Here is a 24,223-nt window from a genome sequence, read left to right as displayed (position 1 = left end):
CACGGATCCGTGCCGGCCCACCAGGTGGTGGGGCCGCACATCGGTGCAGCGGGGAATGGACGGGAAGGGGACAGGCCCGGCGCAAACACGCCCCGCCGGCACGACCCGCAGGGCGCACCCCGTACCCGCGGCGCGCGACGCGACCACCCCCGTCTCGGGAGTTGAGACACCGCCCGCGAGGGCACCCGAACGAAGCGCGGTGTATGCCGACCGTAGGGCGGCACGGGTTTGGGGCCTGCCCCGGTCCGGGGTGGTGTGGTCGGCTCCGCGCGGGCCGGGCGAAGCGCGGTGTATGCCGATCGCGGGATGGCACGGGGGTTTGGGGCCTGCCCCGGTCCGCGGTGGTGTGGTCGGCTCCGCGCGGGCCGGGCGAAGCGCGGTGTATGCCGACCGCAGGTGGCACGGGGGTTCGGGGCCTGCCCCCGTTCCGCGGTGATGTGGCGGGGCTCCGCGGGGGCCGGGCGAAGTGGGGTGTGCCGACCGCAGGTGGCACGGGGGTTCGGGGCCTGCCCCCGTTCCGCGGTGATGTGGCTGGGCTCCGCGGGGGCCGGGCGAAGTGGGGTGTGCCGACCGCAGGGCAGCACCGGGGCCTGGGGCATGCCCCAGGCCGAAAGGCGGCGAGGGGGCACGGCTCCGCGCGGCGGACCGCCACACCCGTCCGGCCAGCGTCTCGCGCCAACCCCGTACGCGGTACCTTCGGGCCCATCGGCAGTCGGGCAGCGGCCCGCCGGCCGTAGCCGTATCCGAGAGCCGTAAGAGAGCGGAGCACAGCGTGAGCGTCAGGACGACCGAGTGGGCCGACCCGTTCGGGACGGCGCGGCTGCGGCGCGGCGTGCTCGACGCGTGGGGCGCGAGCCCCGCCCGCTTCCGTGAGGACGCCAACGCCGAGGAGGATCTCGCCCTCGGCGGCTACCGCGACCGCCTCGTCGTCGAGCTCGCCCAGAACGCCGCCGACGCAGCCGCCCGTGCCGGTGTCCCCGGCCGTCTGCGGCTGACCCTGCGGCCGGGCGACGGCCAGGAGCCCACCGTGCTGGCGGCGGCCAACACCGGCGCACCCCTCGACGCCACCGGCGTCGAATCATTGAGCACTCTGCGCGCCTCCGCCAAGCGCGAGGGCCACGAGGCCGCCGTCGGCCGGTTCGGAGTCGGTTTCGCCGCCGTGCTCGCCGTCAGCGACGAGCCCGCCGTCGTCGGCCGCCACGGGGGCGTGCGCTGGTCCCTGGCCGAGGCCAGGGAGTTGGCCGCGGAGGTGGCCAAGGCGAGTCCCGGTCTCGGTGACGAACTGCGCAGGCGGGACGGCCACGTACCCCTGCTGCGTCTCCCGCTGCCCGCGGAGGGAACCGCGCCGGAGGGCTACGACACGGTCGTCGTGCTGCCGCTGCGCGACGGTGCAGCCGGCGACCTCGTCGAACGGCTCCTCGCCGCGATCGACGACGCGCTGCTCCTCACCCTCCCCGGTCTCGCCGAGATCGTCGTCGAAACGCCGGACTCGGTGCGGGTTCTCAAGCGTTACGAGCAGGAGCCCCACGTCCGCGTCGAGGACAGCGCGCAGGGCGAGCGCCGCTGGCGGGTCGTCAGCCGCAGCGGCGCGATCGAGCCCGCGCTGCTCGCCGACCGTCCCGTGGAGGAGCGGCTGCGACCGCACTGGGCCGTCACCTGGGCCGTGCCCGTCGACGACGACGGCGCACCCGTCCGCCCGCGCACACAGCCCGTGGTCCACGCGCCGACCCCGACCGACGAACCCCTCGGCGTACCGGCGCTCCTCATCGCCTCGCTGCCGCTGGACACGACCCGCCGCCACCCGGCCCCCGGCCCCCTCACCGACTTCCTGGTCGAGCGTGCGGCCGACGCGTACGCCGAGCTTCTCGGTGGCTGGCAGCCGGTGACGACCGGCGTCATCGACCTCGTGCCCGGCCCGCTCGGCAAGGGCGAACTGGACGGGCAGCTGCGCGCCGCGATCCTCGGCCGGCTGCCGCGCGTCGCGTTCCTCGAGGCGGCTGCCCCGCGTGACATCTCGGACGAGGACACCGGCCTGCCGGACCGGGTGACGACGGACGGCCTGCGGCCCATCGAGGCGGAGGTGCTGGAGGGGGCGGGCACGGACACCGTGCGCGTACTGGCGGAGGTGATGCCGACACTGCTGCCCGCCGGTCTCGAGCGCCGCGTGGAGCTGCGCACCCTGGGAGTCGCGCGTGTGCCGCTGATCGAGGCGATCGACCGCCTCGCGGGCCTGGAACGCGAACCGGCCTGGTGGCGACGGCTGTACGAGAGCCTCGCCGGTGTCGACCCGGACCGGCTGTCCGGGCTGCCCGTCCCCCTGGCGGACTCGCGCACCACCATCGGCCCCCGGCAGACCCTGCTCCCGTTCGCGGACACCCCGGCCGACCTCGCCCGGCTCGGTCTGAAGGTGGTGCACCCGGACGCCGTCCACCCGTTGCTTGAGAAGCTGGGGGCGCTGCCCGCCACGCCGCGCGCCGTACTGACGACCCCGCAGGTGCGGGCGGCCGTCGCGGCCTCCCTCGACGAGGGCGAGGTGTGGGACGAGGACGCCGACACCCTCGACGCGGAGGAACTGGCGGAGACGGTGCTCGCGCTGGTGCGCGACGCGGAGCTCGAGCCGGGCGACGAGCCGTGGCTCGGCGCGCTCGCTCTGCCCGACGAGGACGGCGAGCCGGCCCCGGCCGGTGAACTCGTCCTGCCGGGAAGCCCGTTCGCCTCGGTGATGCGGGAGGGCGAGCTCGCCCTGTGCGACGCCGAACTGGCCGAGCGCTGGGGCGAGCAGCCGCTCGCCGCGTGCGGCGTGCTGGCCAACTTCGCTCTTGTGCGTGCCACCGACGTCGTCCTCGACCCGGACGAACTCGAGCCCCGCGACGGCGACTTCGCCGAGCCCGACGACGCCGGTCTGCTGGACGCCGTCGACGTGTGGTGCGAGGACGTGCTCGACCGGCTGCCGGACACGCCGGTGCCGCCGGTCGCCACGGAGATCGTCGCCGTGCGGGACCTGGACCTGGTCGACGACGACTGCTGGCCGCAGGCGCTCGCCATGCTGGCGCAGCCGCCGCTGCGGGACGCGCTCACCCAGAGCGTACGGATCCTGCTGCCCGACGGGACGACCGAGACCGTGCGCCCGTACACGGCGTGGTGGCTGCGCGACCATCCGGTGCTCGACGGCCGCCGCCCGGCCGGTCTGCGCGCGTCGGGCGCCGACCCGCTGCTGGAGGGCCTGTACGAGTCGGCCGACACGACCGGCTTCGAGGACGCGCCGGTGCTGCACGCGCTCGGTGTCCGTACGTCCGTGGCCGCGCTCCTCGACGAGCCCGGCGGCGCGGCGGAGCTGCTGTCGCGGCTGGCCGACCCGGACCGGGACGTGACGGGCCGCCAACTGCACGCCCTCTACACGGCCCTGGCCGACCTGAACCCGGAGCAGGTCACCCTGCCCGACGAGCTGCGGGCGGTAGTGGACGGCGAGGTGCGGGTCGTGGACGCGGCCGAGGCGGTCGTCGCCGACACCCCCGACCTCCTGCCCCTGGCCACCGGGCTGCCCCTGCTCCCCGTGGCCCCGACCCGGGCCGAGGACCTGGCGGACCTCTTCCAGGTGCGGCGGCTGAGCGAGACGGTCGAGGCGCAGGTCACGACGGAGGGCGAGGAGCACGACGTCCCGGACTCCGTCCGCGTCCTGCTCGGCCCTGCGACGCCCGAGTCGTACGTCGAGCACGAGGAACTCGTGGCGGGCGGCATCGAGCTGGACTGGCGCCGTACGTCCGACGGCGTGCTGCACGCCGCGACGCTCGAGGGCGTGGCGGCGGGACTGGCCTGGGCGGCGGGCCAGTGGCCGCGCCGCTTCGAGGTCGCGGCACTGCTGGAGGACCCGTCGCGTACGGACGAGCTGGCGCGGGACCGCTGGTTCGACGCGTAGGGGAGCCGGGGCCGTCCGTTCCCCGCGCCCGAGCGGACCGCCGTGACGCGGGGCGCCGGGGAACGTCGCGTACGCCCGAGCCGGGCGGGCGGGGGGCAGCTGCTCCCCGCCCGTACTTGCGAGAGAATCGCACCTGGTCAGGGCGTGTATGACAGCTGTAGCCGCAATGTGATTCCTGTGCGACGGTGAGTGCCATGGCGGGGATTCGGCACACTCATCGGGACGAGCACCACGACGCCCACGGCGATCGCCACGACCACGACGATCACCACCACGACCACGGCGGTTCGGCGCGCGGTGGGGTGCGGCATCGCCTGACGCATCTTCTCCGGCCCCACAGCCACGAGACCGGCGACAAGATCGACATCGCGATGGAGACGTCCCGCGCCGGGATGCGCACGCTGTGGATCTCACTCGTGGTGCTGGGCGCGACCACCGTCGCCCAGGCCGTGATCGTGGCGCTGTCGGGGTCGGTCGCGCTGCTCGGCGACACCGTCCACAACGCGGCCGACGCACTGACCGCCGTCCCCCTGGGCATCGCCTTCCTGCTCGGCCGGCGCGCCGCCAACCGCCGCTACACGTACGGATACGGTCGGGCCGAGGACCTGGCCGGCATCGTCGTCGTGGCCGCCATCGCGGCATCCGCGGCGCTCTCGGGGTTCATGGCCGTCGAGCGGCTGCTGCACCCGCGGGACATCACCCACCTGTGGGCGGTCTCCGGCGCCGCGCTGGTCGGCTTCGCGGGCAACGAGTGGGTGGCCCGCTACCGCATCCGCACCGGCCGGCGGATCGGCTCCGCCGCGCTCGTCGCGGACGGTCTGCACGCCCGTACCGACGGATTCACCTCGCTGGCCGTCCTGTTGGGGGCGGGCGGCGCCGCGCTGGGGCTTCCATGGGCCGATCCGGTCGTCGGCCTGCTGATCACCGTCGCCATCCTGCTGGTCCTCAAGGACGCCGCCCGGGAGGTCTGCCGACGCCTGATGGACTCGGTCGACCCGGCCCTCGTCGACACCGCGGAGGCCGCGCTGCGCGGTGTGGACGGCGTGCTGGACACCGGCCGGGTACGGATGCGGTGGATCGGCCACGAGCTGCGGGCGGAGACCGACATCGTGGTCGATGCGCAACTGACCGTCGTGCAGGCGCATTCACTGGCCGTCGCGGCCGAACACGCCCTGATCCACGCCGTGCCCAGGCTGACCGCGGCCACCGTCCACATCGACCACGGACCCGTCGGGGAGGACCCGCACGCGGCGCTCGCTCATCACGCCGCTGTCAGTGGGGGCTGAGAGCATCGACGGATGACCGACTCCGGTGACGGACGAGCGGTACGCACTGATCGCACGCGTCTGAGGGGTCGGCCGGGGAAGTCGGCGAGCAGGGCTGGGACGGGCCCACCGGCCGGTGCGCCTCCCCGGCTGCCATTTACATGATGGGCGCTCAGTTCGCGGACCGGAGCGGGATATCGACCGTCACGCGCGCCAACTGCCGTCAGGTGTGCGGCATTGCCGGTCGTCGCGGTGGCAAAGTGATCAACCAGCGGGTAATGTGTTCGTTGTCCGGTGTTCGAAGACCACGACGCCGGACGGGTCGTATTCCTCACTGACCATGGGGAGTTCGACGAAGACCAGTAATCGGGGGATAGAAGTCCGGGGGGACCTTTCGGTTTCCACGCCTGTTCGGGTTGCCCTTTCGGGCTTCCTCCCTCTTGCGACGACGCAAGGGATTTCCTTTCAATGAACCGCAACACCCTGCGCATGGCGGCCGTTTCTGCCGTCGCCGCCATCGCCCTCGGCGGGACCGCCGGCCTGGCCCAGGCCTCTCCGGTCTCCCACGCCCCCGTGGCCGTGACCCAGACGGTCCCGGCCACGCAGCAGACCGAGGCGCAGCAGGCGGCCCGTACCCTGCTCGCCGGCCCGCTGGCGGCCGGCCTCTCGGACGCCGAGCGTGCCGAGATGAACAAGATCGCGAGCGGCGAGTTCTCCGCCGCGAGCAAGTGGAGCGCCATCAGGGCGGCCTTCAGCAAGGTCGGCGGCTTCGCCAAGGCCGTCGGCGGCAAGTTCAGCACCTTCAAGAAGTGGTACGACGGCCTGACCTGGTACCAGAAGCTCCCGCTTCGTGCTGTCACCCCGGGCCTGACCCTGGTGGACATCTACAACGCTCTGCACTGATGAGGGCCGGGCGCGCTGTCGCGCCCGCTCCGGCTGCCGAGTGATGCGGGCGGGGAGCCCCCGGCCTCCCCGCCCGCGCCGGAACCACAGACAGGGAGCAATCCGGATGACCGACATGACACCTTCCCGCACCGCGACCGAGGGCACCTGGATGCTGCCTCTCCTGATGCTGGCGCCGGTGGTGGCGATCAGGCTGCTCACGGACCTGTCCACGCCGTGGCAGGTCATTTCCTGGAGCCTTTGCGGGGCGTCGCTCGTCCTGCTGGCCGTCGGCTGGGCGGCCGTGGTCCGAAAGGGAAGCCGCCGTCCTGCCGCATGGGGATACTGCCTTGTCGCGCATGTGGTACTCGTCTGGCAGACGGTCAGCCTGCTGATGCGCTGAGGCGGTAATTGCACGTGCATTCCAGCTGCCCGGCGGAATTCGAATCGGAGGAAGAAGCCCGGATGGCAACCTTTCGGTTTCCACGCCTGTTCGGGCCGCCCTTCCGGACTTCCTCCCCCTTGCGATAACGCATCGCAAACCTTACCCGAACTGCCGTAGGCGCGGCACGGTTTGCCCGGGTGTCCGGCCATTCCCGACGAGCGGTGCCGGCAGCCCGCCGGGTCCTGGCTGAGACAGGACGGCGTCGGCGTCGGCAAGAGCGAAGGCGTCGGCGTCGGCGTCGGCGTCGACTGGAGCGAAGGCGACGCCGAACGGCCAGGCACCGTGCCGCCGCCCACTGCCGCCACCCGAAAGAACCCCAATGACGTTTCTCCGCAAGGCCGCGGCCGTTGTGGCCGCCGGTCTGCTTTCCGCGGGCGCTCAGCCGGCCGTTGCGAACACCATCTCCCCGTCCGTGCCGGACGGGCGGCACACGGCCGGCACATCCACGGCCGGCACATCCACGGCCCGCACAGCCGAGGGCGACACCGCCTCCGGCCGCTACATCGTGATGCTCAAGGACTCCGCCGTCCTGTCCGGGTCGACCGCGGGCAGGGCGATCGCCGAGAAGTACGGGACGACCGTCGTGCGCGTCTACCGGACTGCCGTCAACGGCTACTCCGTGCAGGCCACCGAGGCTCAGGCAAGAAGACTCGCCAAGGACCCGGCGGTCCTGTCGGTGACGCGGAACCGAACGTTCCATACGCAGGCCGTGCAACGCCGCCCGGCGTCCTGGGGCCTGGACCGTATCGACCAGAGGTCCCGGACGCTCGACAGCAGATACGTCCACCCCGGCAAGGCCGGGGAGGGCGTCACTGTCTACGTCATCGACACCGGTGTCCGGATCACCCATCAGGAGTTCGGCGGGCGGGCTTCGTACGGCTACGACGCCGTCGACGACGACCCCGTGGCCCAGGACGACAGCGGGCACGGCACCCATGTCGCGGCCATCGCCGCGGGCAAGAAGTACGGCGTGGCCAAGAAGGCCGAGATCGTGGCGGTGCGGGTGCTCGACGGACTCGGCAACGGCAGCACCGAGCAGGTGGTGGCGGGCATCGACTGGGTGACTCGGCACGCCGTCAAACCCGCAGTCGCCAACATCTCGATCAGCGGTGGCGCGGACCCTGTTGTCGACCGGGCCGTACAGAGATCAATCGCATCCGGCATCACGTACACCGTCGCCGCCGGCAACGAGAACAGGGACGCCGCCGCCTACTCCCCGGCGCGGGTGCCGGAAGCCGTCACGGTCGGCGCGACCACCAAGGACGACGCACGGTACGAACTGTCCAACCACGGCCCGGCCGTCGACATCTTCGCTCCCGGCGATGCCATCGTCTCGGCCTGGAACAGCAGCGACCGAGCCTTTCTCGCCGACTGGGGTACGTCGATGGCGGCTCCGCACGTCGCCGGCGCGGCAGCCCTGTACCTGGCCGGTCATCCGGCCGCCACCCCGCGCGCGGTATCGGCCGCACTCATCGGCGCGGCCACGACCGGTGTCGTCTCCGACCGGCTCGGCTCGCCCGACCGGCTTCTGAACACCGGCCCGTAGCCCTCGGCGGCGCAATCCCGATCATCTGCGCCTCGACGTACGGGGATGGGACATCTGACGACATCTCACGCCCCATTCGCTTTAAAGGGATTGCCCTCCCCGGCGTGAGTGCAGGACGTGCACATCAGTTGGGGTTGTCGTGAAGAAGTATTCACGATTAGAAACGGAACCTACGTTGCCGGTTGGTCCGTTGGCGTGATCTGATCCTGTGGTGCGGGGCTCGTGATCTCCGATACCCGCTCCGGGCGTCTGGCGAACTTCTGCGCCGACCTGTTTCTTTGACGTGTGTTCGGGTCGACAGGTCCCCGGGAATGTCCGATGTGAAAGGGAGAGAAAGTGCGTAACGACTTCACCTCTGTTGAGACCGCCGAGATTTCCGACAGCGAGCTGGACGGCATCTCCGGCGGCGTCGCCAGCGCCCACGCCGGTGTCAACGGCTACGGTGCTGCCGTCAACGTCGGCGACGTCGTCGGTGCTGCCCAGGCCGTCGCCTCCGTCGTCCCGGTCGCCGCGGTCACCGGCACGGTCAGCGGTCTCGTCTCGGTGCAGACGACCGGCATCTGAGGAATACCAGCCTCAAAGCCTTTACGGCCACGAGCAATTCTCGCCCCGTCCGCTCATGGGCGGACCGTGATGGCGAGACCGGCCTCGGGACACCCAGTCCCGGGGCCTTCTGCGCGTGCTGCGAAACTCGAATTCTGGGGGTCACCGCTCTTTTCGCGCTTGGGTGACGGATTCGTAAGCGGAATCTGTGTGAATGTGTGCACCGGGCTCTGCGGACCGGATATCACGCGGCGCGGAGATGTTCTTCGATGCGCGCGACCGCCAGGGCGTTGCCCGTGAACAGGTGCCCCTGCATACCGGCCCGCTCGGCAGCTGCGACGTTGACGGCCACGTCATCGATGAACAAGCAGTCCGCTGGGGCCACTTCCAGGCGGGCGCACGTCACTTCGAACGCCCGCGGGTCGGGCTTCGCCAGCCCGATCTCATGCGAGTAGACGATGTGCTCGACGAGTTCGTCGAAGCCGTAGGCGGCCGTCTCCCGCTCCCGGGCGCCGACGAAACTGTTGCTCAGGATCCCCAACCTGCACCGCTTGCGCAGGGCTTGGACGTAGGCGAGCAGCTCGTCGTTGGGGGTCCCCAGGTACTCGTCCCACAGATCGGCCATGAACTCTTCGACCAGTGACATGTCCAGTTGAAGTCGGGTCGCCACCTGCTCCCACACATCACGTTCACTTGTCGCCCCGACGCCTCCGGCCTCCCACACGTCGCCCAACCGTCGGTTGACCGTGCCGGGCGGCAGCCCGAGACGCCCCTCCCACCGTGGCACCCATCCGGTGTCCGGGGTGATCTCGAGTACGCCGCCGATGTCGAAGATCACGCAGCGCCGGTGCATCCCGGCCCACCTCCTCATGTCCAGGTCCGCGGTCCGACGGAGGGGCGGTCAGTTGTCGCGCAGGACGAAGAACCGGCCCCGGTGCTCCGTGCCGTCCGGCAGGTGCCAGTCGGCGGTGACATGTCCGTGGACGCCGGCGTCAAAGGTGTCGTCCGCGGGGCGCAGGACACGTGTCACCTTGAGCGTCAACAGCCCACTGCCGAGCGCGACCGCCGTGCCGTCCGGTCCGTCGGTGACGGCACCCGGCACGGTGTCCGGCGAGGGACCGGTGCCGTCGAAGTGGCCGGTGACGGTCGGGTCGAGGGTGTCCGACACGTTCTGGGCCTGTGCCTTTGCCCGGCCCTGGACGAAGGCGAGCACCCGGTCCACGACGACCGGGTCGTGCGCCCCGTCGTACACCCAGCGCTTGCCCAGTACGCCGTGCTCGCCCGTGCCGACGAGCGCGTCCCGAGCGGCGTCGTCGAGCGGCACCCCGCGATAGGCCAGCGGCAGGTGGTACGCGACCGGCTCGTCGCCGGACGTGTCCGCGACCACCATGAACTCGATCCCCACCGCACCTTGTGGGTCGTCGAGCCGAAAGCCTCCGGCCCTGGTCAGTTCCGGCCGCGCCGCGCCCCGGTACCAGGGCCGCGTGGGAAGCCAGGCCGCGAGCAGCTCCAGCTTGCCGGGGGTCATGGTCGTTCTGTGGATGACAGCCATGACCGGTGAACTCCCCCCGGCCGTCCATGATTCCCTCTCCGGGCCCTCGCCCTGCTTCGATCGGTCCTCTGCCGGCGGGGTCCGCGGTGAGGGGATGGTGAAGAGTCCGGACAGTCGTTGTTGCGGGTCATGCCGAGGATGCGCCTCGACGCCCGCGCCGGCATCCCGTGGAACGGCGCGTCGAGGGGCGGTCGAGGGGTCTATCGCGGGTGGGCCACCGCCCCGCCGTCCTCCTGCCCCATCAGGACGATGCCGGTCCTGGACGTGACGTTCAGCTTCCGCATGACACGCGCGACGTGGTGCTCCACGGTCCGGGTGGACAGCACCAGGCTCTCCGCGATGTCCCGGTTGGTCCGCCCCTGGACGACCAGACGGGCAACCTCCCGCTCGCGGGGCGACAGTTGGTCGCCGTAGCCGAGCCGCCCGCGGCGGTGGGTGGTGACGATGTCGTGGCGGCGCAGCAGCCGCCGGCAGCGGGCCAGGTCCCAGCGGGCGCCCAACTCCCGGTAGACGTCGATCACCTGGTGGATGCAGTCGGCCGCGGCCTCCCCGCGCAGGTCGAGCAGGCAGCGCCCGCGGGCTTCGGCCGCCCGGGCCGCGTCGAAGGGACGCCCGAGCCGCCGCCAGCGTGCTTCCGAGTCGACCAGCAGGCCGACGGCCTCGGCCGGCCGGCCCTCGGCCTCGGCGAGCAGTGCCCGGCACACGGTCAGTGCGGTCCGGGCGGCAGGCGTGTCCCACTCGGCGATCCCGGCGGCGAAGTCGGCGACCAGCCGGTGGGCACGCTCGGTCTGCCCGCTCCGGTGCAGGGACTCCACGGCAGTGGGCGCCACCTCCCCGGCCCACACCCAGCCGCCGGTCTGCTCCAGCCGGTGCAGGGACTCCTCCAACGCGTCACACGCCTGCCCGGGCCGCCCTGCCTCCAGGTGGATCCGGGCGGTGGCGGCGGCCGAGGCGGTGAGAATGACGCCGGTGTCGTAGCGGGTCGTGCGGGCGGCCTGTGCGAGGTCGCGACGGGCCCCTGGGACATCGCCGAGCACGTGCAGTGCCGTCAGCCCGCGGATCAGCATGGCTTCGGCGGTCAGGTCGGGGATGTCCTGATAGAGCCGGGTGGTCCGGTCGGCCGACGTGTGCAGGCCGTGCCAGTGGCCCTCGTGCCAGGCGAGCACCAGGCGGGCCGTCTCGGTGAGCCCTTCCAGGTAGGAACTGCTCGTGTCGGCGAGTCCGTCGGCGGCCCGGTCGAGGAACTCGCGCGCCCGTACGCCGTACCCCAGGGCGGTGGACGCGTGCGCCAGGTTGGCCCAGCCCCGCGCCTGGTGGGTGGCCCCCTGGGCGGTGCCGGCCGGACCGTGCAGCGTCTCGGCGGCGGACCAGGCCCGTGGGTCACCGAGCAGCATCAGGGCGGTGGCACGGTTGGCGGCCATGGCAGCCCGGTTCACCGGGTCGGTGACCTGATCGGCCAGCGCCTCCGCCCGGTCCAGCCAGAACTGGTGGCGGCTGATGGGCCAGCCCTTGATGGAGGGGATGGCGGCGACGGCCATGGCGCAGGCGGCGGTCTGCGGGTCGGCCGCCTCCAGGTCGGGAATGGCGCGGGCGATCTCGTTGAGACTGTCCAGCGCCCCTCCGCTCTGGTTGCGCAGGACGACGCTCAGCCGCAGCCGGATCTCGCCGCGCAGCCGCGGCGGCGGGTCGTCCTCGTCCAGCACCCGCCGTATCGCGGCCGTCACGCGTTCGTCGGCGCGGGCGGGCTGTGCGGTGCCGGCCAGTTTCGCGGCGGTGCGGATGCGGCCTTCGGCGCGTACGTCCTCGGCGATGGCCCGGGTGTAAAGGCTGGTGGCAGTGGTGTAGTCGCCGGTGGCGGCCGCCCGGTCGGCCGCCACGACAAGGCACCTGAGACCTTCGCGTACTCGTCCCGCCGCCTTGTACAGCCGGGCGAGATCGGCCAATGGCACTGGGGACTCACCACTTCGGTGCAGTGCCCGGGCGGCGCGCAGACTCAGCCGTGACAGCCGCGGGCCGGGCACCCGCGCCAGCGCGGCCAGGCGGTCCAGCGGACACCGGAAGGCGGGGGCCGGTCCGGCGGCCCGCAGCACAGCGCCGCGCAGACACGCGTCCACGGCCGCCTCCGCCCGCCCGGACGGGACGCCCGCCACCTGGGCGAGGACGTCCAGGGGCACCGGCCGGTCGAGGACGGCCACCGCTTCGACGATCCGCTGCGCGTCCTCGGTGAGCCGCGCGTACCGGTGGGCCGAGTCCCTACGCACGCGCAGCGGTACGCCGGTCTCCCGCACGGCCACGAGCCACGATCCCGCCTGCGGACCGCCCCTTCCCTCGGTCCAGGTGTCGGCCACGGCGGCCCGTCCACTGTCCGCCTCTCCCGCCCGCAGCAGTTCCCCGGCGGCCCGCAGTAGTGCCTCCGCGACCCGGGGCAGACCACCGGTCAGCTCGTGCACCAGCGCGGCGAGCTCCTGCTGCTCCTGCATCCGCCCCTGAGGGTGGTTGCCGAGCCACCGTCGGACGAACTCCTCCGTCTCTTTGGGCAGCCACGGCCGGACGTCGATCTCCTCGACACGCAGCCGCCCCGGTGCGTGCACGCCGAGGACCGGCAGCCCGGGGGCGGTGCTCTCGGTGACGATCAGCCGCAGCCGAGGCGGCATCGCGCCCATCAGGTGCCGCAGGACGCCGAGGGTCGCGGGGTCGGCACGGTGGACGTCCTCCACGACCAGTGCGACGTCCCCGAGCGCGGCCAGCAGCATGCCGACCGCGCGCGGCAGCAGCCCGCGCCGCACCTCCGGGTCGGTCGCCGACGGGGGCGGCGCCGGCAGCCGGTCGGCCAGCTCGGGTACGACGAGACCCAAGGCGCCGGCCACCGGGGGCAGCGGCCCGTCGAGCGAGCCGGGCCGGTGCGGCAGCCCGGCCAGCGCGTCGGCGACGGGGCCGAACGGCACCGCGCCGGCCGTGTCGGGACACGATCCGCGCAAGTGCGTCCACTCCGTGAACTCCCGCGCGCCGAGGACCGAGTCGACCAGCCGGGACTTTCCCGTCCCGGCCTCTCCTCTCACGACCACGAGGCCCGGCCCTTCTCGCAGCGCCTGCCGCAGCCGCTCGGTCTCCTGGCCCCGCCCGGCGAACACGCCGCTTCGTGGCGTCGCTTCGTGGCGTTCCGCGTCGAAAGAACGTCCGTCCACGCTCTGCCTCCTACCCCCAGCTCGCCCCGAGGCCGGCTCGCGCTCCGGAGCCGCGCCGGGGCCGGGCGCTGTGATCCGGTCCCTGGCCCGGCCGGACCGTGGCGTCCGTCCCGAAGGGGTCTACCTGCCGGGTGGCGCACGAAGCAATAGGGGTTCACCACCTACTGAATGGCCGGAACCGAGCCTCGTACCGCCGGCCGGTACGGGCCGCTTCGCGAAGCCGCGCCCTGCGACGACCCGTACGGCCCGCTCCCGCGCGGTGCCGCGTCCCGCGACGGCGCGCCGGTTCAATCTTTGGGTAGCGCTACGGATTGCCGGCCCGTTGCCCATGGCTGAAGCTCAGGGCGGTCCGGTGACGTCATCCTCGTACACCGCAACATCCGGCCGGCAGGAGCGGACCGTACGAGGGCGAGCGGCGGCAACAGCCGTTCGACGTGGCCGGATCGGTGCCGCACGGAACCTCCACTCCGTGCGGGCACCGCTCCCCACCCCCATCGCCGTGCCCACCGCTCGTGGACGCCGAGAGCCGCAGGTGTCCGTGCGGCCGCCGCGAGTCATTGTCATGGTCTCGACATGCCGGTCCTGGTGGACCGGCAGGCGCTCTGCCGCGAACCCCCGCTCCCAACGGGGTGTCCGGAGCAGGGCGGGGCGACGGGGGCCACCCCCACCGGGCTTCGAACCGGGTCCGGACAGCTTGCAAGGGAGACAACATGAAGTTCGACGCTCGCGTCGCGCGGCGGGCCCTCGCCGCCGGCGCCGGTGCCGCCCTGCTCCTCGGGGCCGCAGCCACCGCCGGAGCCGTTCCCGCTCCGCCGAGCGGTGGCGAAGGCCGCATCGTCGGCGCGGACCGCCCCGGCGCGGTCGAAGGCTCGTACATCGTCACCTTCAAGGACTCGGTGGCCCGCGCCGACGTGCCCGCCTCCGCGAAGGCGCTGGCCAAGAGACATGCCGGCAGCCTGCGTCACACCTACACCTCGGCCCTGCGCGGTTTCGCGGTGAACATGACCGAGCAGCGGGCCAGGGAACTGGCCGCCGACCCGTCCGTGGCCCGCGTCGAGGCCGACGGAGTGGCCTACGCGGTCGACACGCAGACCAACCCGCCCTCCTGGGGTCTGGACCGCGTCGACCAGCGCGACCTGCCATTGGACAGGGCCTACAGCTACGCCACCTCCGCCTCCGACGTGAACGCCTACGTCCTGGACACCGGCGTCCGTCTTTCCCACCGGGACTTCGGCGGCCGCGCGGTCAGCGGCTACGACTTCATCGACAACGACTCCAACGCCTCGGACTGCAACGGTCACGGCACCCACGTCGCGGGCACCGTCGGCGGCAACTCCTACGGCGTCGCCAAGGGCGTCAAGCTGATCAGCGTCCGGGTGCTGAACTGCCAGGGCACCTCCGGCAGCACCTGGGCCCCGGTCCTCGCCGGCATCGACTGGGTCACCGAGAACGGGGCGAAGCCGGCCGTGGCCAACATGAGCATCGGCGGTGGCAGGACCCAGTCGGTGAACGACGCGGTGGCGGCCTCCATAGCCTCCGGCATCACCTGGGTCGTGGCAGCGGGCAACAACAACGCCGACGCCTGCCAGTACTCACCGGCCTCCACCCCGTCGGCCATCACGGTCGGGGCGACCAACAGCCGCGACGCCCGCGCCACCGGCTGGAGCAACGGGCAGGGCTCCAACTACGGTTCCTGCCTGGACATCTTCGCCCCGGGCGACAGCATCGTCTCCACGTCCAACGCCGGTGACACCGCCTCCCGGTCGGAAAGCGGCACCTCCATGGCCTCGCCGCACGTCGCCGGCGCGGCGGCCCTGCTGCTCTCCGCCAACCCCACGTGGACCCCGGCCCAGGTCCGCGAGAAGCTGCTCGCCGACGCCACGGCCAACAAGGTCACCGACGCCCGTACCGGATCCCCGAACAAGCTGCTCCACACCGGAACCGGTGACACGACCCCGCCGCCCACCGGCGAGAAGTTCGAGAACACCGACAGCTACCAGATCCTCGACCACGCCACCGTCGAGTCGCCCATCACCGTCACCGGTATCGACGGCAACGCCCCCGCCGACCTGTCCGTCACCGTGGACATCCGCCACACCTACCGCGGTGACCTGAAGGTGGAACTGGTCGCACCCGACGGCTCCGTCTACGTGCTGAAGGGCTACAGCAGCTACGACAGCGCCGACAACGTCCAGGCCACCTACACCGTCGACGCCTCCGGCGAGACCGCCAACGGCACCTGGAAGCTGCGCGTCTCGGACAATTGGGAGAACGACACCGGCAACATCGCCGGCTGGTCGCTCCAGTTCTGACCCGTACCGCCTGGCTCGCCGGCCCGCGCGGGCGGCCGCCCCGGACGGCCCACGGCGTCGGCCCGTCATCGCTCACCGATGACGGGCCGACGTCTTCGCGTCCACCCGTTGCCGACCGCTTCCGACGCGACGCTTCTGACGTGGCCACCTCATCACCGGGCGGCGGCTATGGTGGTCGGGTGACTGCCGGGTCGGCCATGGGCCATGCACGAGAGCGGCGCCCGGCCTCTGCGTGAGCGCGAGGCGGGCCAGAGCCCCGCCGTTCCCTCTCCACTTCTGCTTCGTCCCGTGAGGAACCAAGACCTGGAGAGTCACCACACATGCGCCATCAGCAGTCCGTCACCACCGTCCAGCTCAACCACACCGCCGTTTACGCCAAGGACCGGCGGCTCTCCGCCGAGTTCATCGCCGCGATCCTCGGCCTCGAAGTCGGCGCGCCGTTCGGCCCGTTCCTGCCCGTCGACCTGGGCAACGGCGTGACACTCGACTACTACGAGACGGCCGGAGAACCGATCCAGAGCCAGCACTACGCGTTCCAGGTTCCCGACGACCTGTTCGACGCGATGATCGCCCGCCTGGAGGCGGTCGGGGTCACCTACTACGCGGACCCGAACCACACCGAACCCGGCGCGATCAACCGCCTGTTCGGTGGCAAGGGCGCGTACTTCGACGATCCCTCCGGCCACAACATGGAGATCATGACCCGGCCCTACGCACGGCCGTAGGACCCTGCCGCGCAGGGGGCGCACAGACCCCCTGCGCGGCGCGGCCGCCACTCGTCGGTGACGCCAGGGCACCGTGGCGCGATGTGATTGTCCATCACCTGTTCAGTAGCATTTGCCAACTATGTGGCAGTTACGCCGCTGTAGTCATTCGGCGGTCGGTCAGGTGTCCCTCGCCGTGGAAGATCGTTGACTTCGGCGTGGAACCACGTGACTTTTGGGAACGCAACTCGCTGCTGGCCGAGGCGTTCTGCAGCAGCGACGACAAAGTGCGGCAGGCACGGGCGATCCTGGACGAGGCGCATACCGACCGAGCGCGTACGCTCGCCGCGTTCGCTGTCACGGTCGGCAGTGACGGAGCGGTCGCCGATCTGATGGGCCTGAACGCCCGCGAGGTCCGCGTCGCCCGGAGAACCGTCGGCAAGGCCGACGCCCGTACCGTGGCGGAGCACATCCTCACCGTTCGTCCGGAACACCGTGCGGCACCGGTCCCGCACGAGGACGAGCCGGTGGCGCGGGACATCCCGTTCCCCCACCCGCGCGTGGACACACCGGTCCCCGCCCCCGGACCGGTCCCCGCCCCCGTGCCCGGACCGGTTCCGGCCCCCGTGCCCGCGCCGCCGGTCGAGCACATGGTGCGGCCCGTGGAGGACTCCGTGGTCTGGTCGCCCGGCATGGACTCCGTACTCCAATGGAGCTGGCAGTCCGGACTCGACCTGCAGACGGTGGCGGAAGAGCTGGGCCTCAGCGCCAGGGCGCTGCTGCTGCGGGCCCAGTACCTGGCCGCCGAGGGGCGGCTGGCACCGAGGAGCGGGGACGGCGAGCCGATGCAGTCCGGCCGGCACCGCCGCAACGAGGAGACGCTCTGCACACCGGTGCCGGACAACATCGAGTCCCTCTACCACTCACCCGCGCCGCAGGACTGGGCCCACGCCTGACGGCCGGCCGCCGGGCCCGTGCCGCAGCGGCGACGGCGGCACCGGGCGTCCCGGTGGGGCAAGCCGTCCCGGTCAGGCCGGGACGCGCCGGCCCACCACGCGCCACGACACCTCCAGCAGCACGGCACCCGCGGCCGCGATCGCGACGGCGGCCCACGGCATCGTCGTGCCCACCAGCCGCAGCGCGAAGAAGTCCTGGAGCCACGGCACCACCATCACCAGCAGGAAGCCCAGGCCCATCACCGCAACCAGGCCGATCCGCCACCAGGTGTACGGGCGGGCGATGATCGCGAGGACCCACATCGCGACCAGGAACAGCGTCAGCGTCGCCACGCTCGTCTCCGCGGCCAGTGAGCCGGGGCCCGCGTAGTGCGAGCGGGCCAGCAGGTACGCGGAGAAGGTCGCCGTCGCGGCGATCACACCCGCCGGGATCGCGTACCGCATCACCCTTCGTACGAAGTGCGGCTCGGCCCGCTCCCTGTTGGGAGCCAGAGCCAGGAAGAAGGCCGGGACACCGATGGTGAGGGTGGACAGCAGAGTCAGATGACGGGGGAGGAACGGGTACTCGACCTGGCTGCAGACCACCAGGATCGCCAGCAGCACCGAGTAGACCGTCTTGGTCAGGAACAGGGTGGCGACGCGGGTGATGTTGCCGATGACCCTGCGGCCCTCCGCGACCACCGACGGCAGCGTCGCGAAGCTGTTGTTCAGCAGGACGATCTGTGCGACGGCCTTCGTGGCCTCCGAGCCCGCGCCCATCGCCACGCCGATGTCGGCGTCCTTCAGTGCCAGGACGTCGTTGACGCCGTCGCCGGTCATGGCGACGGTGTGGCCGCGGGACTGGAGCGCGCCGACGATGTCGCGCTTCTGCCGCGGGCTGACCCGGCCGAGGACCGCGGCGCCTTCCAGTTCCGCGCCCATCGCCTCGCGCTTCGCCGGCAGGTCGCGCGCGTCGAGTGCGGAGCCTGCGCCCGGCAGGCCGAGCTTCGCCGCGACCGCGCCGACGGCCACCGCGTTGTCACCGGAGATGATCTTCGCCGCGACGTCCTGGTCGGCGAAGTAGCGGAGGGTTTGCGACGCGTCGGGGCGCAGGCGCTGTTCGAGGACGACCAGGGCGGCCGCCGTCTTCTCCCCGGGCGCGTCCAGCGCGCCCCGCGCCTGTGCGAGGAGCAGCACCCGCAGCCCCTGACGGCCCAGTTCGTCGACCTCGACGAGGGAGGGGTCGCCCGCGGGCAGCAGCACGTCGGGCGCGCCGAGCAGCCAGGTCGTACTCGCCCCGTCGCCGTCCGCGAGGATCGCGCCGCTGTACTTCCGGGCCGAGGAAAAGGGCAGGGCGGCGGTGCAGCGGTGGTGCCCGCCGTCCGGGTAGGCGGTGACGACGGCCTGCAGCGAGGCGTTCGGCCGTGGGTCGGAGGCGCCGAGCGCGCCCAGGACGGTGCGTACTCGCTCCTCGTCCGCGCCGTTCAGCGGGCGCAGTTCGGTGACGTCCATGCCGCCCTCGGTGAGGGTGCCGGTCTTGTCCAGGCAGACGACGTCGACCCGGGCGAGGCCCTCGATGGCGGGCAGTTCCTGCACCAGGCACTGTTTGCGGCCGAGGCGGATCACGCCGATCGCGAAGGCGACCGAGGTGAGCAGGACCAGGCCCTCGGGGATCATCGGCACGATCCCGCCGACGGTCCTCGCGACCGAGTCCTTGAAGTTGTTGTCCTTCGCCACCAGTTGGCTGATGATCAGGCCGATCGCGGTCGGGACCATCATCCACGTCACGTACTTGAGGATCGTGGAGATCCCGGAGCGCAGTTCGGAGTGGACGAGCGTGAAGCGGGAGGCCTCCTCGGCGAGCTGCGCGGCGTACGCCTCGCGCCCGACCTTCGTGGCGGTGAAGGCGCCGCCGCCCGCGACCACGAAGCTCCCGGACATCACCGGGTCGCCCGGCTGTTTCAGCACGGGGTCGGCCTCGCCGGTCAGCAGTGACTCGTCGATCTCGAGGTTGTCCGCCTCCGTGATCTCGCCGTCGACGACGACCTTGTCACCCGGACCGAGTTCGACGAGATCGCCGAGGACGATCTCCGAGGTGGAGATCGCGGTGGCGACGCCGTTCCGCCGTACCCGCGGCTTCGCCTCTCCGATGACCGCCAGCGAGTCGAGGGTCTTCTTGGCGCGCAGCTCCTGGACGATGCCGATGCCGGTGTTGGCGATGATCACGAAGCCGAAAAGGCTGTCCTGGATCGGCGCGACGAAGAACATGATCACCCAGAGGACGCCGATGATGGCGTTGAAGCGGGTGAGGACGTTGGCGCGGACGATGTCGACGGCTGAGCGGGAGCTGCGTACGGGTACGTCGTTGACCTCGCCGCGTGCGACGCGTTCGGCGACCTCGGCGGACGTCAGTCCGGTGGCGGCCGGTCCGCCGCCGCTGCCGGTTCCTCTGCCGGTTCCTCTGCCGGGGCCTCTGGCGGTGCCTCTGGCGGCGAGGGGGTCCCGATCGGGGTCGTCGGCTGCTGTGTCCGCCCGCTGAGTCATGTTCCGACGGTACGGCGGGGAGTGGGGGGTCACCGCCTGAAAAGGCGGAAGATCAGACCGTGGTAGGACGTGGTTGGTCCCTGGGCACTACGGCCTGCCGGCGACCGTCAGGCGGACGCGCCCGCGCCCGTGTCCGGCTGCCCCGGTCCGGTGCCGCCCGTGGCCGTGCCCGAGGCCGCGCCTGCGGCCGTCGCTGTCGCCGTCGCCCGCTTGATCGCCGCGTCGCGGCCGCGTACGTACCAGATGCCGATGAGACCGAGGCCGGCGCCGGCCAGGCAGGTCCACACCCACCAGGTCAGGTCGCGGTCGGCGAACCAGCCGTAGAAGGGGACCTGGGCGAGGAACATCACGAACCAGAGGATCGTGCCGCCCGTGATGGTGGCGACGATCGGCCCCTCCAGGGGTTCGGGTGCCTCGTGCCGGGGGGTCCATTTCGCCATGCGCACAGTGTAGGTGGGTCGGGAGTGCGCACAGAGGGGCCCGTGGCGACCCGGTAACCGCAAGGGTCTACGCGCGGAGATAGCGATCTTTCGTTCATATGTTCATACTGAAACTGATTCCGGCTGACTGGTTTTCCTTGTTGGAACATCCAAGTCTGGCCGGTTTTCTCTGTCCTTCTCCGTGTCGCCCCCTTCGCGTACGACTGAGGTTTCCGCATGTCCCCCACGGCCACCGCCAAGGTCGGGTCCTCCGACCTGCCGCCCGCGCCCCCGCAGCCCGCCGACGGCCTGGACCGCTTCTTCAAGATCTCCGAGCGCGGCTCCACGGTCGCCCGCGAGGTCCGGGGCGGATTCGCCACGTTCTTCGCGATGGCCTACATCCTCGTGCTGAACCCGATCATTCTCGGCAGCGCCAAGGACATGTACGGCCACCAGCTCGACGGCGGCCAGCTCGTCACCGCCACCGTGCTGACCGCGGCCTTCTCCACCCTGCTGATGGGCGTCATCGGCAACGTCCCGATCGCGCTCGCGGCCGGCCTCGGCGTGAACACGGTCGTCGCCCTCCAGCTCGCGCCCCAGATGGCCTGGGCGGACGCCATGGGCATGGTGGTGCTCGCCGGTTTCGTGGTGATGCTGCTGGTGGCGACCGGACTGCGGGAGCGCGTGATGAACGCCGTGCCGCTCGGCCTGCGCAAGGCCATCGCGATCGGCATCGGCCTGTTCATCATGCTCATCGGCCTGGTGGACTCCGGCTTCGTCACCCGCATCCCGGACGCCGCCCACACCACCGTCCCGCTCCAGCTGGGCACCGGCGGTCACCTGCTCGGCTGGCCGGTCCTCGTCTTCGCCCTCGGCACGCTGCTCACCCTGGCGCTGATCATCCGCAAGGTGCCGGGCGCGATCCTCATCTCGATCGTCGTCATGACGGTCGTCGCGATGGTCGTTCACGCCGTCGCCGACATCGAGTCCTGGGGTCTGACCACGCCCGAGTGGCCCGGCAACCCGGTCTCGACGCCCGACTTCGGGCTGCTCGGCCAGGTCAGCCTGTTCGGCGGTTTCGAGAAGGTCGGCCTGCTGACCGGCATCCTGTTCGTCTTCACCGTGCTGCTGTCCTGCTTCTTCGACGCGATGGGCACGATCCTCGCCGTCGGCGACGAGGCGAAGCTCATGGACAAGGACGGCAACTACCCCGGAATCAACAAGGTGCTGATCGTCGACGGCCTCGCCGTCGCCGCCGGCGGCGCGACCTCATGCTCCGCCAACACCTGCTTCGTGGAGTCCACGGCCGGCGTCGGCGAAGGCGCCCGCACGGGACTCTCCTCCGTCGTGGCCGGTGCGCTGTTCTCGGTGGCGCTGTTCCTCACACCGCTCGCCACGATGGTCCCGTCCCAGGCGGCGACGCCCGCACTGGTGGCGGTCGGATTCCTGATCATGGCCGGTTCGATCAAGGACATCGACTGGAGCGACTACACGATCGCCGCCCCGGCGTTCCTGGCGCTGGTCATGATGCCGTTCACCTACTCGATCACCAACGGCATCGGCATCGGCTTCGTGGCCTTCAGCCTGCTGCGACTGGCGGTCGGTCGCGGACGCGAGGTGCCCGCGGCGATGTACGCGGTGTCGGCGGTGTTCGTCTTCTACTACGCGATGCCGGCGCTGGGCCTCACGTAGAGCAGGGGCGTCAGGTGACGCCGTAGAACTTCTCCGTCTCGTCGACGGCGGCCTTGAAGCGCTCGTCGAAATCGTCGCGAATGAGCGTCCGGACCACGTAGTCCTGGACGCTCATCTGCCTTTTCGCGGCATGCTGCCGGATGCGGTCGAGCAGCTCACCGTCCATCCGCAGGCTGAGCACAGTCGATCCCATGCCTGTCAGGGTCGCCGCATCCCGGCCGCCGAGGCGTCACTTTCCGGCTGAGCCTCACTCGTATGGGTGACACATCTATTCGGGCCGTAACCCGACTGGTCTTTAGTTAGGGTAATGAGTTACGCTAACAAACATGCCTGACCTGTCCCACGGTACCGACGCGGACGTCGAAGCCGTGAACGCCCTGCGCTCGGCCGTCATGCGGCTGGGCCGCCGCCTCAAGCACCAGCGAGTCGACGAGACGCTCAGCCCCACCGAGATGTCGGTGCTCGGCACCCTCGCCCTCTGCGGCTCCGCCACACCCGGCGAGCTGGCCCGCAAGGAACACGTACAGCCGCCGTCCATGACCCGGATCGTGGCACTGCTCGAGGCCAAGGGACTGGTCCGGCTCGAGCCGCACCCCGACGACCGCCGCCAGAAGGTGGTCACCCAGACCGAACAGGCGAAGACCATGCTCGAGGAGTCTCGCCGCAAGCGGAACGCCTGGCTGGCAACGCTCGCCGAGGGTCTGGACGATGAGGAGTGGGCCAAGCTGCGCGCAGCCGCCCCCGTCCTGGAGAAGCTCGCGCACCTGCAGTAACCGACGGAACACCGCCCACGCCGAGGAGGCGAACCCTTTTGAGTACGGGATCCGGAGCAGACTCCGCCCCCGCACCGACCGACCCCGACACCCTGACCGCCCGACCCGGCCGCAAGCAGAGCATGTTCAGCTCGCTGAAGATCCGGAACTACCGGCTCTTCGCCACCGGACAGGTCGTCTCCAACACCGGCACCTGGATGCAGCGCATCGCCCAGGACTGGCTGGTGCTCAGCCTGACCGGATCCGCCTCCGCCGTCGGCATCACCATCGCGCTGCAGTTCCTCCCCATGCTTCTGCTCGGCCTCTACGGCGGGGTGCTCGCGGACCGGCTGCCCAAGCGGCAGCTGCTGCTCGCCACCCAGGCCGCGATGGGCCTCACCGGCCTGGCGCTCGCCGTGCTCACCCTCAGCGGACACGTCCAGGTCTGGCACGTCTACCTGACGGCGTTCCTGCTCGGCCTCGTCACCGTCGTCGACAACCCCGCACGGCAGTCGTTCGTCGCCGAGATGGTCGGCCCCGACCAGCTGCGCAACGCCGTCTCGCTCAACTCCGCGAACTTCCAGTCCGCACGCCTCGTCGGACCGGCGGTCGCCGGTGTGCTGATCACGGCCGTCGGCAGTGGGTACGCGTTCCTGCTCAACGGCCTGTCGTTCATCGCGCCCATCGCGGGCCTGCTGATGATGCGGGCGGGCGAGCTCCACAAGGTCGAACGCGCACCGCGCGGCAAGGGCCAGCTGCGAGAGGGCCTGCGCTACGTCGCCGGCCGGCCGGAGCTGATCTGGCCCATCGTGCTCGTCGGCTTCATCGGCACGTTCGGCTTCAACTTCCCGATCTGGCTCTCCGCGTTCGTCGACGACGTCTTCCACGGCGACGCCGGTACATACGGCCTGCTCAACACACTGATGGCCGCCGGCTCCCTGGCCGGAGCCCTGCTCGCCGCCCGGCGCGGCACCTCACGGCTCCGGCTGCTGGTGGGCGCGGCGGTGCTCTTCGGAGTGCTGGAGATCGTCACGGCCTTCGCCCCGGCGTTCTGGATCTTCGCCGTGATGATGGTCCCGATCGGCATGTTCGGCCTCACCGTCAACGTCACGGCCAACTCGAGCGTGCAGATGGCGACGGACCCGCTGATGCGGGGCCGGGTCATGAGCCTGTTCATGATGGTCTTCACCGGCGGCACCCCGCTGGGCGCACCGCTGGTCGGCTGGGTCACGGACACGTACGGCGCCCGTGTCGGCTTCGCCGCGGGCGGCGCGGTCGCGGCGGTGGCGGCGGCCGGCGTGGGCGTGATGCTGGCACGCGTCGGCGGCCTGCGGCTGTCGGTGGGATGGCACGGGGGACACCCGCGGGTGCGGTTCGTGGAACGTGAGCGGCTGGTGACCGCGGCGTAGCCGTTGGCCGGCGGAGGGGACTTCGGCCCCGTCGGCGTTCGCGGCGCGGGGTCCGGTCGGTGCCGGGGTCCGGGGGCCGGGGTCCTGTCGGTTTGCCGGGCCCGGGCGGTACCGGGGTTCGG

Annotated in this window: 18 protein-coding genes; 12 read left to right on the top strand and 6 right to left on the bottom strand. The window is 71.5% G+C overall.

Annotation, left to right across the window (positions count from 1 at the left end; translation table 11 throughout):
- The first annotated feature begins 772 nt into the window (after positions 1 to 772).
- The 6 genes from ACFYV1_RS19420 (at position 773) to ACFYV1_RS19395 (ending at position 8,618) form a co-directional block, all read left to right on the top strand.
- Complete coding sequence (locus ACFYV1_RS19420) at positions 773 to 3,916, top strand: sacsin N-terminal ATP-binding-like domain-containing protein (protein WP_389396724.1); 3,144 nt, start codon at positions 773 to 775, stop codon at positions 3,914 to 3,916.
- Positions 3,917 to 4,110: 194 nt separating this feature from the next.
- The gene (locus ACFYV1_RS19415) at positions 4,111 to 5,202 is read left to right on the top strand and encodes a cation diffusion facilitator family transporter (protein ID WP_389396723.1); all 1,092 of its coding nucleotides are present in this window, start codon (positions 4,111 to 4,113) and stop codon (positions 5,200 to 5,202) included.
- Positions 5,203 to 5,649: 447 nt separating this feature from the next.
- On the top strand, positions 5,650 to 6,084 hold the full coding sequence (locus ACFYV1_RS19410) for a hypothetical protein (protein WP_389396722.1): 435 nt from the start codon (positions 5,650 to 5,652) through the stop codon (positions 6,082 to 6,084).
- 106 nt (positions 6,085 to 6,190) lie between these two features.
- Positions 6,191 to 6,466: a hypothetical protein gene (locus ACFYV1_RS19405; protein ID WP_389396721.1), complete on the top strand. Its 276-nt coding sequence runs from the start codon at positions 6,191 to 6,193 to the stop codon at positions 6,464 to 6,466.
- Positions 6,467 to 6,827: 361 nt separating this feature from the next.
- Complete coding sequence (locus ACFYV1_RS19400) at positions 6,828 to 8,054, top strand: S8 family peptidase (protein WP_389396720.1); 1,227 nt, start codon at positions 6,828 to 6,830, stop codon at positions 8,052 to 8,054.
- 336 nt (positions 8,055 to 8,390) lie between these two features.
- A complete protein-coding gene (locus ACFYV1_RS19395) occupies positions 8,391 to 8,618 on the top strand; it encodes a hypothetical protein (protein WP_389396719.1) in 228 nt (75 codons plus the stop codon).
- Between the two features lie 223 nt (positions 8,619 to 8,841).
- Here the strand turns inward: ACFYV1_RS19395 and ACFYV1_RS19390 are convergent, their stop codons facing one another.
- From ACFYV1_RS19390 to ACFYV1_RS19380, 3 genes are all read right to left on the bottom strand, one after another.
- Complete coding sequence (locus ACFYV1_RS19390) at positions 8,842 to 9,450, bottom strand: HAD family hydrolase (protein ID WP_389396718.1); 609 nt, start codon at positions 9,448 to 9,450, stop codon at positions 8,842 to 8,844.
- Between the two features lie 48 nt (positions 9,451 to 9,498).
- Complete coding sequence (locus ACFYV1_RS19385) at positions 9,499 to 10,149, bottom strand: 1,4-alpha-glucan branching protein (RefSeq protein WP_389396717.1); 651 nt, start codon at positions 10,147 to 10,149, stop codon at positions 9,499 to 9,501.
- Positions 10,150 to 10,349: 200 nt separating this feature from the next.
- On the bottom strand, positions 10,350 to 13,334 hold the full coding sequence (locus tag ACFYV1_RS19380; protein WP_389396716.1) for an ATP-binding protein: 2,985 nt from the start codon (positions 13,332 to 13,334) through the stop codon (positions 10,350 to 10,352).
- 710 nt (positions 13,335 to 14,044) lie between these two features.
- Here ACFYV1_RS19380 and ACFYV1_RS19375 point away from each other — a divergent pair.
- From ACFYV1_RS19375 to ACFYV1_RS19365, 3 genes are all read left to right on the top strand, one after another.
- Positions 14,045 to 15,646: a S8 family peptidase gene (locus ACFYV1_RS19375; protein WP_389396715.1), complete on the top strand. Its 1,602-nt coding sequence runs from the start codon at positions 14,045 to 14,047 to the stop codon at positions 15,644 to 15,646.
- A gap of 320 nt (positions 15,647 to 15,966) precedes the next feature.
- Positions 15,967 to 16,371: a VOC family protein gene (locus ACFYV1_RS19370; RefSeq protein WP_389396714.1), complete on the top strand. Its 405-nt coding sequence runs from the start codon at positions 15,967 to 15,969 to the stop codon at positions 16,369 to 16,371.
- 197 nt (positions 16,372 to 16,568) lie between these two features.
- Positions 16,569 to 17,306 (top strand): hypothetical protein, encoded by a 738-nt coding sequence (locus ACFYV1_RS19365; RefSeq protein ID WP_389396713.1) that lies wholly within the window; start codon positions 16,569 to 16,571, stop codon positions 17,304 to 17,306.
- Between the two features lie 72 nt (positions 17,307 to 17,378).
- Here ACFYV1_RS19365 and ACFYV1_RS19360 read toward each other — a convergent pair whose 3' ends face one another.
- Together ACFYV1_RS19360 and ACFYV1_RS19355 are read right to left on the bottom strand one after the other, a co-directional pair.
- Positions 17,379 to 19,829 carry an HAD-IC family P-type ATPase gene (locus ACFYV1_RS19360; RefSeq protein ID WP_389396712.1) on the bottom strand — a complete coding sequence of 817 codons (2,451 nt, stop codon included), beginning with the start codon at positions 19,827 to 19,829 and terminating at the stop codon, positions 17,379 to 17,381.
- Positions 19,830 to 19,936: 107 nt separating this feature from the next.
- Entirely contained in the window at positions 19,937 to 20,269 is a 333-nt protein-coding gene (locus ACFYV1_RS19355) for a DUF2530 domain-containing protein (protein WP_389396711.1), read from the bottom strand.
- A 216-nt stretch (positions 20,270 to 20,485) separates the two neighbouring features.
- Between ACFYV1_RS19355 and ACFYV1_RS19350 the strand changes: the two genes are divergently transcribed.
- Positions 20,486 to 21,940, top strand: a complete 1,455-nt coding sequence (locus ACFYV1_RS19350; RefSeq protein ID WP_389396710.1) for an NCS2 family permease — start codon at positions 20,486 to 20,488, stop codon at positions 21,938 to 21,940.
- A 10-nt stretch (positions 21,941 to 21,950) separates the two neighbouring features.
- On the opposite strand, the gene ACFYV1_RS19345 is transcribed toward ACFYV1_RS19350, so the two are convergent.
- On the bottom strand, positions 21,951 to 22,133 hold the full coding sequence (locus ACFYV1_RS19345; RefSeq protein ID WP_356898393.1) for a ribbon-helix-helix protein, CopG family: 183 nt from the start codon (positions 22,131 to 22,133) through the stop codon (positions 21,951 to 21,953).
- A gap of 133 nt (positions 22,134 to 22,266) precedes the next feature.
- On the opposite strand from ACFYV1_RS19345, the gene ACFYV1_RS19340 reads away from it, so the two are divergent.
- Positions 22,267 to 22,713, top strand: a complete 447-nt coding sequence (locus ACFYV1_RS19340; RefSeq protein WP_389396709.1) for a MarR family winged helix-turn-helix transcriptional regulator — start codon at positions 22,267 to 22,269, stop codon at positions 22,711 to 22,713.
- Positions 22,714 to 22,751: 38 nt separating this feature from the next.
- The gene (locus ACFYV1_RS19335; protein WP_389396708.1) at positions 22,752 to 24,101 is read left to right on the top strand and encodes an MFS transporter; all 1,350 of its coding nucleotides are present in this window, start codon (positions 22,752 to 22,754) and stop codon (positions 24,099 to 24,101) included.
- The last annotated feature ends 122 nt before the right edge of the window (positions 24,102 to 24,223 follow it).

It is taken from the genome of Streptomyces sp. NPDC003023, from assembly GCF_042888225.1.
Lineage (GTDB): Bacteria > Actinomycetota > Actinomycetes > Streptomycetales > Streptomycetaceae > Streptomyces.
This window is presented reverse-complemented; position numbering and strand designations above follow the sequence as displayed.

Coding starts and splice junctions, on each gene's coding strand:
- ACFYV1_RS19370 (WP_389396714.1), top strand. CDS start 15,967: ATGCGCCATCAGCAGTCCGTCACCACCGTCCAGCTCAACCACACCGCC.
- ACFYV1_RS19385 (WP_389396717.1), bottom strand. CDS start 10,149: ATGGCTGTCATCCACAGAACGACCATGACCCCCGGCAAGCTGGAGCTG.
- ACFYV1_RS19410 (WP_389396722.1), top strand. CDS start 5,650: ATGAACCGCAACACCCTGCGCATGGCGGCCGTTTCTGCCGTCGCCGCC.
- ACFYV1_RS19390 (WP_389396718.1), bottom strand. CDS start 9,450: ATGCACCGGCGCTGCGTGATCTTCGACATCGGCGGCGTACTCGAGATC.
- ACFYV1_RS19345 (WP_356898393.1), bottom strand. CDS start 22,133: ATGGGATCGACTGTGCTCAGCCTGCGGATGGACGGTGAGCTGCTCGAC.
- ACFYV1_RS19340 (WP_389396709.1), top strand. CDS start 22,267: ATGCCTGACCTGTCCCACGGTACCGACGCGGACGTCGAAGCCGTGAAC.
- ACFYV1_RS19360 (WP_389396712.1), bottom strand. CDS start 19,829: ATGACTCAGCGGGCGGACACAGCAGCCGACGACCCCGATCGGGACCCC.
- ACFYV1_RS19355 (WP_389396711.1), bottom strand. CDS start 20,269: ATGGCGAAATGGACCCCCCGGCACGAGGCACCCGAACCCCTGGAGGGG.
- ACFYV1_RS19405 (WP_389396721.1), top strand. CDS start 6,191: ATGACCGACATGACACCTTCCCGCACCGCGACCGAGGGCACCTGGATG.
- ACFYV1_RS19350 (WP_389396710.1), top strand. CDS start 20,486: ATGTCCCCCACGGCCACCGCCAAGGTCGGGTCCTCCGACCTGCCGCCC.
- ACFYV1_RS19375 (WP_389396715.1), top strand. CDS start 14,045: ATGAAGTTCGACGCTCGCGTCGCGCGGCGGGCCCTCGCCGCCGGCGCC.
- ACFYV1_RS19400 (WP_389396720.1), top strand. CDS start 6,828: ATGACGTTTCTCCGCAAGGCCGCGGCCGTTGTGGCCGCCGGTCTGCTT.
- ACFYV1_RS19415 (WP_389396723.1), top strand. CDS start 4,111: ATGGCGGGGATTCGGCACACTCATCGGGACGAGCACCACGACGCCCAC.